At 61.3% G+C, this 14,508-nt stretch carries 11 protein-coding genes and 1 pseudogene; 6 read left to right on the top strand and 6 right to left on the bottom strand.

Features of this window, described 5'->3' with window-relative positions; genetic code table 11:
• Positions 1-398: 398 nt before the first annotated feature.
• Entirely contained in the window at positions 399-1,985 is a 1,587-nt protein-coding gene (locus EI171_RS12575) for a TraM recognition domain-containing protein (RefSeq protein WP_161533486.1), read from the top strand.
• A gap of 824 nt (positions 1,986-2,809) precedes the next feature.
• Here EI171_RS12575 and EI171_RS12565 read toward each other — a convergent pair.
• Entirely contained in the window at positions 2,810-3,052 is a 243-nt protein-coding gene (locus EI171_RS12565; RefSeq protein WP_161533484.1) for a helix-turn-helix domain-containing protein, read from the bottom strand.
• Between the two features lie 231 nt (positions 3,053-3,283).
• Between EI171_RS12565 and EI171_RS12560 the strand changes: the two genes are divergently transcribed.
• Positions 3,284-3,445 carry a hypothetical protein gene (locus EI171_RS12560; protein WP_161533483.1) on the top strand — a complete coding sequence of 54 codons (162 nt, stop codon included), beginning with the start codon at positions 3,284-3,286 and terminating at the stop codon, positions 3,443-3,445.
• 464 nt (positions 3,446-3,909) lie between these two features.
• On the opposite strand, the gene EI171_RS12555 is transcribed toward EI171_RS12560, so the two are convergent.
• Positions 3,910-4,326 (bottom strand): hypothetical protein, encoded by a 417-nt coding sequence (locus EI171_RS12555; protein WP_161533482.1) that lies wholly within the window; start codon positions 4,324-4,326, stop codon positions 3,910-3,912.
• 18 nt (positions 4,327-4,344) lie between these two features.
• On the bottom strand, positions 4,345-4,545 hold the full coding sequence (locus EI171_RS12550; protein ID WP_135179499.1) for a hypothetical protein: 201 nt from the start codon (positions 4,543-4,545) through the stop codon (positions 4,345-4,347).
• Positions 4,546-5,277: 732 nt separating this feature from the next.
• Here EI171_RS12550 and EI171_RS12545 point away from each other — a divergent pair.
• Positions 5,278-5,583, top strand: coding sequence for a hypothetical protein (locus tag EI171_RS12545; RefSeq protein ID WP_161533481.1), 306 nt, complete (start codon positions 5,278-5,280; stop codon positions 5,581-5,583).
• Between the two features lie 242 nt (positions 5,584-5,825).
• Here EI171_RS12545 and EI171_RS12540 read toward each other — a convergent pair whose 3' ends face one another.
• Positions 5,826-6,983 carry an acyl-CoA dehydrogenase family protein gene (locus tag EI171_RS12540; protein WP_161533480.1) on the bottom strand — a complete coding sequence of 386 codons (1,158 nt, stop codon included), beginning with the start codon at positions 6,981-6,983 and terminating at the stop codon, positions 5,826-5,828.
• Between the two features lie 111 nt (positions 6,984-7,094).
• Here EI171_RS12540 and EI171_RS12535 point away from each other — a divergent pair, with 111 nt between their 5' ends.
• Together EI171_RS12535 and EI171_RS12530 are read left to right on the top strand one after the other, a co-directional pair.
• On the top strand, positions 7,095-8,012 hold the full coding sequence (locus EI171_RS12535; protein ID WP_161533479.1) for a LysR substrate-binding domain-containing protein: 918 nt from the start codon (positions 7,095-7,097) through the stop codon (positions 8,010-8,012).
• Between the two features lie 138 nt (positions 8,013-8,150).
• Positions 8,151-9,186 (top strand): annotated as a pseudogene (locus tag EI171_RS12530) (IS110 family transposase).
• A gap of 514 nt (positions 9,187-9,700) precedes the next feature.
• Here the strand turns inward: EI171_RS12530 and EI171_RS12525 are convergent.
• Together EI171_RS12525 and EI171_RS12520 are read right to left on the bottom strand one after the other, a co-directional pair.
• Complete coding sequence (locus EI171_RS12525; protein WP_060908789.1) at positions 9,701-10,714, bottom strand: methyltransferase; 1,014 nt, start codon at positions 10,712-10,714, stop codon at positions 9,701-9,703.
• Between the two features lie 245 nt (positions 10,715-10,959).
• On the bottom strand, positions 10,960-11,172 hold the full coding sequence (locus EI171_RS12520; protein ID WP_161533478.1) for a hypothetical protein: 213 nt from the start codon (positions 11,170-11,172) through the stop codon (positions 10,960-10,962).
• A 399-nt stretch (positions 11,173-11,571) separates the two neighbouring features.
• Between EI171_RS12520 and EI171_RS12515 the strand changes: the two genes are divergently transcribed.
• Positions 11,572-14,499: a hypothetical protein gene (locus tag EI171_RS12515; protein WP_129557368.1), complete on the top strand. Its 2,928-nt coding sequence runs from the start codon at positions 11,572-11,574 to the stop codon at positions 14,497-14,499.
• Positions 14,500-14,508 lie beyond the last annotated feature (9 nt).

Below are 14,508 nucleotides of genomic sequence, written 5' to 3'. Positions count from 1 at the left end.
GCCTCATCGTTGAAAGACGATGTGATTGGAGAATTCCTGCGCGCCCTCATGTCGTAGCAGGTGGACTAGCCCCTCAGTCTAGGCGCGCGGTTGATTGTAAATTGTAAAAAGATTGCCATCTCCGTTTCGTCAGTCGCTGCGCCTAGCGGTCCCACATGGGAGCTCCGGCTCGAGATTCGATCAGGACAGCGCGCGTATCAAGCAGCGTTTGATCGAGCTTCATCCTTGAGACACCAGCGATGGGCACGATCCAGCTCATAAAATTCGACCCCGCCAGTGTTCGATCCCTCACCGTAACAGCTGCCGGCGCGCGCTGATCCGCTTGGGAGATTTCTATTCCTCGTTCGAGTGGCACATTTCGAAAGTGCGATGAACATCGGCAACGCCGGCTCGAAAGCATGCTCGACGAGGCCGGCTATTATACCGTCGAAGGCATGGCGGTCATGATGGCCCAGGCGCGCAGCCTCGGATTCAGCATCACCATCGGCACCCAGGATATTCCGTCCTTGATGCGCATCGTCGAGAAGGAAGCCAAATCGATGATCGCCAACGCCACCACGTTCCTGTGGATGCGCGTCGCCGAGACCGAGGAGACCGGCGGGCTCGCGGTCAAGCAGGGCGGCGAGGCGACGTTCGCCCAGGCTGCCGGCTACGCCGCCAAGAGCGGCGAGTTCTCCACGCCATATCTGGACAACATGGAGGCGCGGTTCGAGAAGCAGAACCGCATCTCGGTGCGGGCGCTGCGGGCGCTGGAGCCCGGCGATGCCTACGTCACCTTCCGCGACACCGTGGTGAAGATCAAGACGTTCTTCGCCAATCCGGAAGGCGAATACGGCTCCACGCTCGACGAGCTCGAGCTGCAGGTCAACCATTTCCTCGCCTTCGCCAAGCCGACCAAGGAGGACGTCAAGAAGACCGGCGTGCTGGTCGAGGTCGCCGAGCGTCTTGCGGACTCGCATTTTGCCAAGATCGTCGAGCAGCGTGCCAAGGACGAACGCGCCGCCATCGTCAAGCTCGCCAACGAGAAGACCGATCCGACGCGCCTGCGCAACGAGATCTCAGCCGGCTCCGTGGCGTTCCTGCGCGCGGCCTATGGCGGCGGCAAGAAAGCAACACCGACCGACCTGATCACCGCCGGCGCCGCCTCGATCGCCGCCATCATGCAGGCCATGCAGAAGCAGGGCGATAAGTTCGCTCGCGACGTCCGCGCCATGGAAGGCCTGCCGGACAATCTGGCCCGTTCGGGCCGGGTCCGCGCGCCCTCGCAGATGCCGGGCCTGGTCGACCCGACCTCGCTGGCCCCTGTGGCCCCCGTGCGGCCTCTGCGCCCCGCACAAGGCTCCCCGGTCACCGACGCCGCCCGCCGGGCCGAGGTCGCTCTCACCGCGCTACCGCCGTCGCTGGAGGCGCTGCGCGCAAGGGCGCCGGCAACCCCGCCCCGCGATGCCTTCATGGAGGAGGCGTTCGACGACGCCCCGCCCGAGCCGGATGACGATTACGAGCAGAACCAGACTGCGAGCCTTGCCGCGGCGTTGGACTCCCTCGGCTCGCCGGAAGCCCGCCGCGAGGCCGCCGCCTCGCCGGCGCCGTCGCGCATGAAGGAGGTCGAGCACGGCGTCACCGTCGACAACGTCGCCCACGAGATGGCCAAGAAGATGCAGAGCAATGAGACCACCCTGCACTTCCTGGCGGCCCTCGACTTCGACGGCGAACCCGGCGAGGAAGCGGTCGATGTCGCCCTCGACGACGCCGCCAACGGCACCGCGGAGGCGATTGCACCGGAAACCGGGCCGGCGGCGCCCGTCACCGCGGCGGACCTGGAGCGGGCCGACGTCGCCTCGGCCCGCGCCGCGCAATGGGTGGAGCGGGGAGAAGGTCAAAAGCCAAAGCGGCCAGCCGAGCCGGACGCGTACGAGAAAGCGATGGAACAAGGAAACGTCGTCGGCATGACCCAAGCCTTCCTTGCCGATCTGCTGGAAGATTGAACATAACGCGGCTGCGACCAGTATTTTCGCTCTCAGAGACGCCGCCAACGCTGCGCACAACGGCGTGTGGCCCGCGGCGATGGTCGCCCTCCTCGCCGGGGTTGCTGTCCGCGCCTTCGCGGGCAGCACGACCTCGGAAGGACATGCGCCGTTCCTTTGCGGACCGACACACGCACTTGTGATGGATTCCTACCGCGATGCAAGGAAATGGAACTGGCGGTTCCGATCCCCGTCCTGCGCGATTAAGGGCAAGCAGGTTGGCGCATTTTCGCACAGGGCTCTCCCTTCAATGCGGTTCTTGCGCACATCACAGCGGTTCACATAGGCAAGGCGTTCGGGCGGGCAAATAGTCAAATCGCGGCCGCGCATCGCCGCCAACCAAGCGCGTCCGCGCGCACGCCGTATCCTGCGCGAATCCTTGGCCGTCTTCACCATCGCGCGCGGCCAATCCCAAATTGGGCGAGAGCCGCCAAAAAACAAGGATTCGCAAGCCGATCAGGGGGGTGCCGGCGTCGCGGCCGGCGCGCCGCTCGCGGGCGCGGCGGGACGCCGATGCAACGATGACCTCCGCCCTCGCAAGAATTTTGCGCACAAGGATTCGATAGTCGGCCCGAAGAGGGGCCTCGCTCGGCGCAAAACGCGCCTTTCTACCCAGACGCGAATGGCTGGGAGATCGCAGGGTCGAGGAGGCGAGAACTGCGAGGCGTCAATAGGCCAAGGTTTGGAACAAGAACGATCCGTCACAACAAGGGCGGATGCGGACCTCGCAAGGCGAAGACCACTCACATCAACAACAGATTAACCGGGAGGGGGAGGCGCATTCGCTAGCGCGACTTCGCCGGTGGTGCGGCGAACAGCACGGCGACATCCACGCCGAGCGCGAACGCGATCTTGTCCAGCGATTCCAAGGTTGGGTTTGCGGTCCCGAGCTCAAGGCTGCTGATCAGCGCCTGTCGCAAACGCGTCTCGTCGGCAAGATCGTACTGGGACCACGATCGCTCCAGACGAAGTCGTCGAATGTTGCGCGCAAGAAACCGCCTAGTATGTGCCGAATTACGCCGCCTCATCCGGCAGGATGATGCATTGCGCCGACGCCAACAAAACACGCTTTAACGTATTAAACACCTTAAAGCGTGTCCTGGTCACAGGAAAGAGCTTCCGCCGACTACGCTCGCGGACACCGACCCGGCAGTCGGCGATCCCTTATGTTGCTGACTGAAGGCTCGTGCTTCGGCTGCGGATGGCTCTCCAGCAAAGTACCGCATGTTGACGAGGCGCGAATCCTGCTTGAGGGAGAGATGATCGTAGACCTCCGCCATCACGTGCAGCCGGCGCGCCGTGGCCTCCAGCGCGGCGGCGGCCTGGAATTCGGCGACGGCCGCGGTGCCTGCGGCCGTGATTGCGAACAGAACGTTCGGCGCGAGATAGTCGATGCCGTAGCTGCCTGCGTGCTGAGGTAGGGGCCCACGCCAACGGCGATCACCGCCGCGAAGATTTCGGAACCGCGGTCGAAGATCACGACCGTTCCGCCTTGATCGGCCGAAAAGTGCCGCGGAACGAAACTAGCCCCGGATATGTATCAGCGGATCAGCCTCGGCGTGCTCTTCGCTGCCGGGACCGATCGCTTCCGTCGGGCTTCGTGGCGGGGTCGAGGCAAAGCGCTCACGGAGCGGATTTCTTGAAAACCCCTCTCGACGGGCCGTGGCTCAGCCCTCCCATCATGAGATCGTCGCGCGCGTTGCGTGGGCGCAGCCCCGCCTTGGGTTTCTTGAGGGCGGAGCCGCGCAGGCCGCGAATTGCGCGCGGACCCGAAGGATCAACCTGATCCTACCCGGGCTCGTTCCTCCGAGTCGTCCCGACCCACCGTTGGGCTACTGCAATGCTGCCGCCCGCCGAGCACCGGACGGCCAGGAGCACGGCTCCGTTACGAGGCCTTGGCCCTTGCCCGCGCTGCGACCAGATCGCGTCGACGCCGCTTCCGGTCCCGCTTGCGTCGGCCCGTCTCGACCGGAGATGCCGCCGGTGTCGCCGCAGGCGTCGAGTCACTGGTCGCCCGGATGGGAGGCGGCTCGGTAGCCGGCACGGCAGCCGACCGCTCCTCCATGATCTCGAGAACCGAGCGCCCCTTGTCGGTGATGCGCCAGCCGCCGTTGAGCCTCTCGACGAGACCTTGCAAAAAGATGTCGAGGTCGGGCACGCGCGCCGCCAGCCGCTTGGTGCGTTCGGCCCAGTCACGTCCGCTCGTCGCCAGGATCGCCATGTCGCGCTTGAGGTCGGCCATCACGGCAAATCCGTCCGGGTAGCTCACCAGGATTTTCAGCACTGTGACCTGGAAATTCACCCGTGCCTCCGCGGCCGGTCAGCGCCACATGGTCGGCGCTTGGGAGAGGGCTTGGCGGCCGACCTGCTTGAGGTGGTCCGCAGACGTCTCGCCTCTGGACGCGGCTTCCAGGATTTTCGAAGCCACGTGGGTACGGGCGCCGGTCTCGGTCCGGGAAACGCTTTCGCAGACCTCATCCAGGACCGCGCGCAATAGCGCGGTGGTAGCAGGATCGAGCATGGGAGACCCCAGAAGAAAAAACTATCGTAACGCAGTCGCTGCGGCGACGAATTCAAGAGTGTTATAAAATCTCACGGATTCTACATCCTCGCTTGGACTTGGCAATAGCGAGAAAATGCGACTGGCCGAGAACGGCCTCAGGATGGTCCTCGACCTTTCGTGCCATGGCACAGATCACTTTAGCGCTCTAGCCGAGACACCGGTTGGAGGTTCGAGCGGTCGAGAGCGTGCACCAGCTCGCCGCTGTCGAGTACGGCCTGAAGGCGGCGCAAAGTCTGCACAGGGTCCAAAGAGCCGGGCTGATCCTCGCTGAGAATTCGTCGATACAAGATCAGACCAGCGCTGTGGTCTTGAGCGGAATGGAGAAAACTCGGCAGGCAGCGAAGTACCAGTGCAACGTCCGCAGCACGCGGCCTTGAAGGCAGCTTCTCAGCTCAGGGAACCGGTGCGACCGGCCCCGATCCGCCATCTTTTCCCAACCGCGTCGCCGCAAGTTCGCTCTTGGACAGACTGCCTCAACGGGGCCGTCTCAACCTAACGTGTTTCATAGCTGGCGGTTGCCACGCGGCGCGACCCGGCAGTCCTGTAGGGTTGAAGGCCACCGGGTCTTTTCGCATTTAGGTTGCTCCCGGTCCGATGCGACAGGATTACTTGCGTTGTTGGGACTCAGTGAAAGCCAGCTAGTATTATTCAATTGATCTGCTGATCGCTGTTTCCAGTCGGAGTATTTCCATGGCTAGGCGAGTAGTATCCCGTGATGATTTTAAAGGCTTGTTCGCGCTCTTTGCATTCGCGGCGCAACACAACGAAAACCACAACGGTGCGTCTCGGCTGCTCCACCTGTTCATGTCCAGCCGATATATTCCTGATGATCTTCTCGATCTATGGTCAGAGCGCGCCGAGGTAACTGGTCCTGAAACTATAGGCGAACAACTCTGCCTGCGCGCTCACGCGGCGGCTGACGGCAGTTCGAGCTACGACCATGCCAGCGCATTTCTGCACGCGTTGCTCAAAGCGCTCGATCAAACACAGCACTGAACCTTCGTCGACCACTTGCTGATCCTGCGCCTTATCGTTCCGAACGACTACACCGTTCACGACGACGGCAGCCGCGTTCGGCCGCATCCGAGATGACTAGTCTGCTTAGATTAGCCCCTAGAGGCAGACCAAGTACAGACGGCCCAGTACGGACGCGAAGGGCCAGACTCGGACATGGTGCGATAAAGGGATCGCAAATAACAGAGTGACAACTATCGTCGCCCAGCTCTTTCGGTTGCCTGTCAGAACCGCGGGGTGCCGGGATCGAGCCCAAGCCCCAATCGTCCTGATACAACGTAGTTATTTGGAGTCATCGCAATGTGCTTCACCGCCGCATGAATGTCGCGAACGAATCGCTCAATCGGCGACGTCTCGAAAATTGCGGCCGCACCTAGTTCGGCGGCGAGCATGTCAGCGATGCGCACCGCGCTCTCGGCGGCATAGGTGCAGGCCGTCCTGAACAGCGCGCGGGCATTGATGAGGCGCGGCCCGTCTTCTGCCGAGGCCGCCATCAATTCCGACATCGCATCGATCAGGAAAGCGCGCGCCGCACGATACAACGCGTCTGCCCGGCCGTAGTTGCTTTGCACGATCTCACGGTCGCGCAACAGTATACCGACACCTAACCGGGTCTTCCGGCTCGCAAGCTCGACAAAGGCATTCATCGCGCCGCGCGCGATTCCAAGCGGAACGACGGCGACAGTCCATGCGAACGCCGACAACGGAGGCAAGCGGTACACAATCCCATCTTGCGTGGGATGCGATGCCATGAAGATGTGTGTGTGCGACTCTGGGATAAAAAGATTTCGGACTTCAAAGTCGCAGCTTCCCGTGGCACGCAGCCCCGACACAAGCCAAGTATCTTTGACGGCCACATCGCGTCGCTCAAAATAACAACACAGCGGCGGCTCGTCCTTGCCGTCGGCGCTTTTTGAGCTCGCGAGACCCATGAAGTGTGATGCGTGATGGGCACCACTGCCGAACGGCCAGCGGCCGGTGATGCGATAACCACCTTCCACCCTCTCCGCCGCGCCGATAGCACCAGTTGCACTCGTGACGAAAGCTCGGGAGTCGGAGAAAAATTGCCGCGCAACCGGCCCTGGGAGGTAGCCGCCGATGCGGCTCATGCCGCCGCCATTGCCGACAAGCCACCCGACCGAACCGTCGAGCGCGGCCGCGGCCTCTACGACCGTCATAAAATCGCCCGGCGACAGTTCTGGACCGCCGAGTGCTGCAGGCAGCCACAGGCGGAAGAGACCAGCGTCGGCCAGCGCATTGAACACGGGATCCGGCAATCGGCGCTCGCTGTCGAAAGACGCGCGGTGCTCAGCGATCACGGGCGCTAGCCGCTCGATCGCATTGAGATAGTCAGAGACCCGGCCGGTAGTTTGCGTCAGCATTTTGCTGCCATGCCTTTAAGGCGCCCGCGCCACTATCGACCGCGACGCACTGCCCAAGCAAGTTCTGATAATTCAGGTGCAGGATGAGCTCAATTCATCTACGTTTGCTCCATGCACAACTTGCCACCCCTCACCGAACTGCGGGCCTTCGAGGCCGCAGCCCGTCATCTGAGCTTCAAGATGGCAGCCTTCGAGCTGAATGTGACGCCAACAGCCATCAGCCATCAGATCAAGCTGCTCGAACGCTACTGCGGCAGGACTCTATTCCGCCGTAGGCCGCGTCCGCTCAAGCTGACCCCGGCGGGTGAACAGCTTTTCCCGGTGATCCGCGACGGCTTCCAGACCTTCGCGGATGTTCTGGCAAATGTGCGGCCAGGCATGACTGGCGGTCGATTGCGCATTACGGCGACCAACGCATTTGCGGCACGATGGCTCGTTCCTCGGCTGCCGAACTGGCGCGCCGCCCATCCGCGCCTAAAGGTCGATATCCTCGGTACAGATTTAATTCTCGACCTTGCGGCCGGCGAGGCCGACATTGCGATTCGCTATGCGCGCAGGCCACCACAGGGTGATAATTGCATCGAGTTGATGCGCGACAACTTCCGTGTCGTTGCGAGTCCAAAGCTCGTTGGTGACGAGGGCAAGTCGTTCAGTCCGGCCGAACTGGCGAATTTTCCTCTCCTTGAGGCCGAGTGGCCGCCCACCGATTTGGATGCACCGAATTGGAAACGCTGGCAGACGATCGCCCGCCGCCGCTTCAAGCGCGTGCCTGACCTCGCGAAACTGCAAAGCCTAGCATTTCGGGAAGAGTTGCATGCGATTGAAGCCGCAGTCTCGGGTCAGGGAATAGCGATCTGCAGCGATGTTCTTGTAGCGCCTGAGCTCGCAAGTGGCGCGCTCGTACAAGTCTCGAAGCTCACACTGCCAGGCTACGGGTTCTATCTCGTGCATCAGTCTGGGCACCCAAAGCTCGCGGCGATAGGCGCATTCATCGCGTGGGTGCACTCAATGCAGAATGGTGCTCGATAGCAACGCTCGCGCCGTCCGCCGAGGTTGTTCCCTATGGAAACAAGCCTTTCCGGGAACTTCTGCTAATGGGATGGTCCGGCCGTGCTCCTGCCCTGCCAGCGATAAGCTGGCCAGGGGCGCCAAGACAAGGAGCACGCCATGTCCCAGACACCCAGTACTGCGATCGCCGTGATCGGCATCGATATCGGCAAAAACTCGTTCCACGTCGTGGGCCACGATACGCGCGGCCCTCGTGCTGCGGCAAAAGTGGTCGCGTGGCCAGGTGAGGCGCGGCTCGCCAATATCCGCCTTGCCTGATCGGCATGGAAGCCTGCGTCGGCGCACATCATTTGAGCCGCAAACTCGCATCGTTGGTCACGATGCCAGGGATGCCGGCCAAATATGTCCGCCCTATAGCAAGGACCGAAGAACGACTTCAATGAGCCGAAGCGATTGCCGAAGCCGTGCACGCCCACGATGAAGTTCGTGGCGACCAAGACGAGCAACTGGATCTGCAGGCGCTGCATCGGGTGCGCGAGCGGCTGGTGTCGCAACGCACCGGCATCATCAACCAGATTCGCGCCTTCATGCTGAACGCGGGATCGCGGTGCGCCAGGGTATCGGCTTCCTGCGCACAGAAGCCCACCATCCTTGCGACGCGCACGATGCCCTGTCGCCACGCATGTTGGTGTCATCGAGGAGTTGGCAGGCGACTGGCGTCGGCTGGATCAGCGCATCGATAGCTCTCCGGCGAGATCGAAGCACTGGCCCGTCAAGATCAGGCATGTTCGCGCCTGATGACGGTGCCTGGCATCGGGCCGATCATTTCGAGCGCCATGGTGGCCGCGATCGGCACTGGAGACGTCTTCTCCAAAGGCCGTGACTTCGGCGCCTGGCTCCTGGTGCCCAAGCAGATCTCGACGGGAGACCGCACGATCCTCGGCAAAATCTCAGGCGCGGCAATCGCTACCTCGCGTTCTGTTCGTCAGGCGGCATGGGTGTGCTGGTCAGGATCAAGAACTGGGAACGTTACGGACTCAGATCCTGGATCGAAGCCGCCAAGAAGCGATTGCACCACAACGTGCTGGCGATCGCACTCGCCAACAAGCTTGCCCGCATCGCCTGGGCGGTGCTGGCTAAAGGACGCGCCTTCGAGCTGACAAGGACCAACGATGCAGGCGTCCGACCCGCTTGATCTCGCGCCGTGCTCGGCGCGGTCAAGGCGCGGCCTGGCAACGCCGGAGCCAGCCGCAAGGCGCAACGGCCGGCCTTGACCGCCCGTGCGCGCGACGCGACGCACGTCCTGCGGGCCGGGACGAAGGAACGGCCCCTGGCTCGAACACAGGAACTGCGAGGTAGGAGGAGCAAGCGATGACGTAACCCCATCAACAGGTTCCAGCCGAGGTCTGCGAGAGGATGAGACGAGATGGAGGTTCGGTCTTCCCGGCGCATGCGAACACTGGTGACCCAAATGGCCCAATCGAGGCCTGTCCGCTAATGAGAACGCACGCGCGCTGATATCCATGATGGCCCGGAGCAAATGCTCCAATCAAAGGCCGGATACATTGATGCAAGACCACTCACCACCTGATCGACGAATCTCTTGCTACGCACGGCCGGACCATACATTGGGGTCATAACCAGACCTCAGGTTGTGAAAGCGCATCTGATGCAGACCCTGCGGCCGTGAAGAAAGGACCCGCACTGGTTCAGTCTGAGTGGGGAACTGCCTCGATGACCTGGTAGTGCGAGCCTGCGCGAGCTGTGCCGCGCATCTCAAATCCGGCCGTTCGACATAGCGCGGAATACTCCTCGTAGCTCCGTTCAAGCGCCCCGAGCATGACGAGCATATTTAGGTCACTGAATTTCGAGATCGGCCCCTCGTTCGGGGGCTCCACCACACGTTCTATGAGGAGTAATCTGGCATCAGCCGTCATAGCGCGGCGGCAGGTCTTCAGGATAGAAATCGCTTCCTTATCGTCCCAATCGTGGATAATCGCCCGCATCACATAGGCGTCAGCCCCCTCCGGGATGGTTTCAAAGAAACTGCCTCTGACGATTTCGCATCTGTCGGCGACACGATGTTGGTTCAGAACTTCGGCCGCCTTGGCAACCACGTGCGGCTGATCGAACAGCGTTCCGCGCAGGCCCTTGTTTGCGGCGAGAATTCCCGCCAGCAGCTGGCCTTCACCACCCCCGATATCCGCGACGTGACGAAAGCTGCTGAAATCGTAGGCGGCGATAATAGCTTCGATCGCTCCGCGAGAATTGGCCGTCATGGCTCGGTTGAAGATCGCGTTCTCATCTGGACGGGTGCTGCGATACTCCCATACGCTCTGACCATTGAGATGCCGAAAGGCACTCTCGCCGGTGCGAACGCTGTGTTCAAGATGGCCCCAGGCCTGCCAGGCATAGGGGCGGCCGACATAGGCGGCCCAGCCGTCGAGTGGAGTGGGCGAGTCGGAACGAAGACACTCGCCCATTGGGGTGAGCGAGAACGTTCTGTTCTCCGCCTCATGGAAAACACCGGCTGAAGCCAGTGCCCGCAACAGCCGATAGAGCGTCCTCGGATGCGATCCGCTGAGCCGAGCAAGTTCGTCGCTGCTGAGCGGCCCGCGACTGAGGTGGTCGGCGATGCCAAGCCGGGCCGCGACGTGAATGGCTTGCGAAATCTGATAACCGTTGATCAGCCGCGTAAGGTCCGAGAAGGCATTGGTCGCCATGGTCTCACCTCCTGCTGCTGCCCCGCACACAGTAAAGATGCATCGAGTACGAGACTTCCCGCAAACGGATGATATCTCAGAAATTGCGGTGCGCACGCTGTAAAGCTGGCACGAGGAGTCAAGGCCACCACGTTGAACGTGTAGCCCACTACTAAAACCGCGTGGACGGCCCGCCCGACCGATCGCGAAGACCGATTGCTATTGTCCCTCAGGGGCCGCGGCGTGCGATCCGGGACCAGCAATCTTTACGTGAGCTCAACGAGTGGCGCATTTGGCAGACCAACCTTTGCTTCCACATCAATCAGGTCTATGCCCTTCGGGAAAAGTTCTATTTTCAGATAAGTCTGCTTTTTGAACATGATTTCGAGCATGCCTCCTATGGAGGTCTCAATCGCGGATCGTATCAATTCCACCTGCTCTTTAGTTGGCGCCGCCTGCCTGCTCGTAGCTGGACTCATTTGAAACTCCTCCATTGCTAAATGCCCTCAAGCCACAGCTGAAAGTAATCCACGCTGAGCATCGCCGCAATCTCCGGTAGAACGTAGAAATAAGTTTGCCCTCGTGTGAGGCAGTTCACAGACGTCCCTCTGCGCGATGGATGACGCCGCGCTCGGCCGGTCGCCGAACAGGAATGGGAAGGTTCTTCGCCCGGCCGTGCACGATGATGACGCTCGCGCAGCCGAGATATTGCCGCCACATTTTCGCTGCGTACCGCGGGAGCCGTGAAATCCGCGGTTTGATGCTTGCCTGGTCCCGGTACAGATGATTAATTCAAGCGGAGCGAAGGGGACGGTTAGAACGCCCCCGGGTTGTTTGGATTGTGATATGGTAGCGGACGCCACCTGGAGGAGACTTCAATGGCAAAACGCAGCGCCGGCTCCAAAATCCGAAAGAAGAGAGCTGCCAAAAAAAAGGCGGCAAGGCCACGAGCCAAGCGCGTTGCAGGCAGCGCGGACGATCAATCAGGTTGGCCATACAGCAGATACTCGGTATGGAGCCAACGCTGGGGCAACCTGAACAACGACGATCAAACCTATCCAACCACCGTCTTGTTGCGTCATCCCACAAGACCTTTCGTGGGAACTGGAGATATCAGCCAGTTCGAAAGTGACATGAAAAAGGTCGCTCACGACTACCTCTTGGCGGCCAACCGCAATCCGCTGATTGACCCTCCGCTCGAAATTCCCGACGAGTGGATTAACGCGCTGGCGCCGGGCCAGTCGAGCCCTTTGTTCGGATGGTTGGCCTTTTCAGCGCCGAGCACGCAGCCAAGTCCGCTGGCCTCGTTTGTAGCTCTCCGAACAAATGCATCGGACAATTCTTCCGATCCAATCGTAGTGATGATGGCCTCCCAGCTACTGGCATCCCAACCTATCGGGACGGGGTTTGGCATCCGTGTGGTTGCGCACGTGCGAACGTCTGAATCGCAGTTCGAGGTTCGCATCTCGGGAATGTCGGCTTCGCTCCCGTTCGGGCAGTTTCGACCGACGGAGCGCCCACAACGATCGAGCCGCGCGGCCACGGCCCGCGCCCAGGCAACTGCACTCCCGACGGCAACCGCATTGGCTGAATTTCTGTTCTCGGCGCGATTCAGGAGCTTGATCGCATCAACACTCGGTTTGAATATGAGTACCGTTGCAATTCAGGGCATACGGTTGCCGGCGAAGGAATTCCCGGAATTCCCACTCCACGTTGAATTCTACGCGACCGGCCAAGCCAAAAAGAGCAATTCCGCCGTGGCCGGGCATGTCGACCTGGAGCCATACTATTCTTTCGTCTTCGCCACCGTCCTTACGCTGAGCGAAGAAGAATTTGAGGATGGTCCGTTCCTTGAGAACAGTCCGCTCGGGCTCGTCAGCAAGGTTGCACTCGTTGCCGATGCGCACCAAGGGAGGATTTTTCCCATCGACCCACCATCGCAGGCGGGCGCGGCAGCTGTTCGCGATCGACGGCCGACGCGACCCGAGGCCGTTCTCGACTACTACTATCGCAGGACGGTGCACAACATACCGCACCCGTTGGTCTATGCTCCCGATGGCTACGACGATGAGGTGGTGGTCGTTTGTCCGGGGTTTGTCCTCGAGGATCATGCTCACCTGCCGGGGACTCCGAAAGACGTTCCCTTGCCGGGTAGTGGGCCGCCGGTTAGATCAAATGATGCCTCCGCCGTCATGGCGTACTGGAACGTCAAGCAATTCTTCAACCGGCTTCGCGCCTACGGAATGAGTCCAAGCGCCTATTTCCGGATCGCGGGCCTGCCGCTCGAAGTCCATTATCGCTCCGGTGTAGGCCCCGGACAGGGCAAAGACGGCCAGACCGTCAATGCGCGCGTTCGCGTAAAGGGCTTCCCCGATAACTTCATAGGCACGATTCCGGGCGGCAATCCGCCGCCTCTCATCGAGATGCATCTGGCGTTGGCCAATCTGTCAACGCGCGCGCGTAAGCCTTGGAATGGCAAGGACCGTTCGCCCGCTGAACCGCTTGGCATCGCCGCCGATGCGCGCTGGATCTGGCACGAGATTGGGCACGTGCTTCTGACGGCCTCGGTCGGCGAACTAGAGTTCAGATTCGCTCACAGCCCCGGCGATGCCCTTGCTGCTATCGTCTCGGACCCGGAATCGAGCCTTGCGACAGACCCGAATCGGCGCGGCTCGACCTTCCCCTGGGTCTTTCTGCCGCGCCGCCACGATCGATGCGTGACGGATGGGTGGAGCTGGAGCGGAGGGTTACACTACGGTTTATCCCAGGTGCAGGATTTTGCTGGGCCTCGCCGCAAAAGCTATTGGAGCGAGCAAATTCTATCCTCGTCATTGTTCCGGTTATACCGCTGTATCGGAGGTGATACCACGGTCGTGCAGACGGGACCGCCGCCGCACCCTGTTGACACCTATGTCCGCCGCTCGGCATCACACTACTGCGTCTACCTCATCATGCGAGGGATTCAAATTCTCGGCAGTTCGTTGGTATCGCCCACGAATGAGCCCGATCAATTCGTCTCCGCGATGATTGACGCGGACATCAACACTGCGTCGAACACGCCTTCATGGCACGTCGTTTTTCGCGCGATGGGGATTGAATCTCCTGAGACGTACGAAAGGATCGGCGGCTGCGTGCACAAGGTCATCCGCTGGGCCTTCGAGGCGCAGGGACTCTACAGAAGTTTTACCAACACACCGGGCTATCCGCCGCCTGTGGACATTTTCATCGAGAGCCAGCGACCAACGACGGACCCTGTGAGCGGTACGCTGGACTTTGGCAAAGGCAGTTACGTCCCTGTTTCTCTCGAGTGGGACTTGCATCAAACAGAGAGCGACCCTCCGCCTGCCTGGCAAGCCTGGCGAGACCCAAGCAGCACCGGGCACGACGCAATCGAAGTATCTCCAACCGGCGAAATCTACGTGTGGGTCCAAAATCGCGGTACCTACGACGCTGCGGGGGTGACGGTAAGAGTGTGGTGGCACGATTGGCCAAACCCAGCCTCTCCACCCCCACCGTCGCCACCACCACTTTGGAATGACGGTTACTGGGAGGAGCTGGGCAGCACTGGTCAAGTTCAAACCGTGCCGCCGGGCGGCAAAGTCCGTTTCGGTCCGTACACCTATACAAACGCGCCCGCGGGCCGCCACATCGTGCTGGCCGAAGCGAATTGCGCCGACGACCTGGGCAACACGGATACCGCGTCGACCATATCTCTGCCCCCACTCCCCTGCAGCTATCGTCCTACGCCGCTGGTAGATCTCGTCGCCAACGACAATAACCTTGGACTACGTGTCCGGGGACCGTAACGCAACCCA

It is taken from the genome of Bradyrhizobium sp. LCT2, assembly GCF_009931255.1.
In the GTDB taxonomy this organism is placed as follows: domain Bacteria; phylum Pseudomonadota; class Alphaproteobacteria; order Rhizobiales; family Xanthobacteraceae; genus Bradyrhizobium; species Bradyrhizobium diazoefficiens.
The sequence above is the reverse complement of the archived record's forward strand: the minus strand, read 5'-3'. Positions and strand labels throughout refer to the sequence as shown.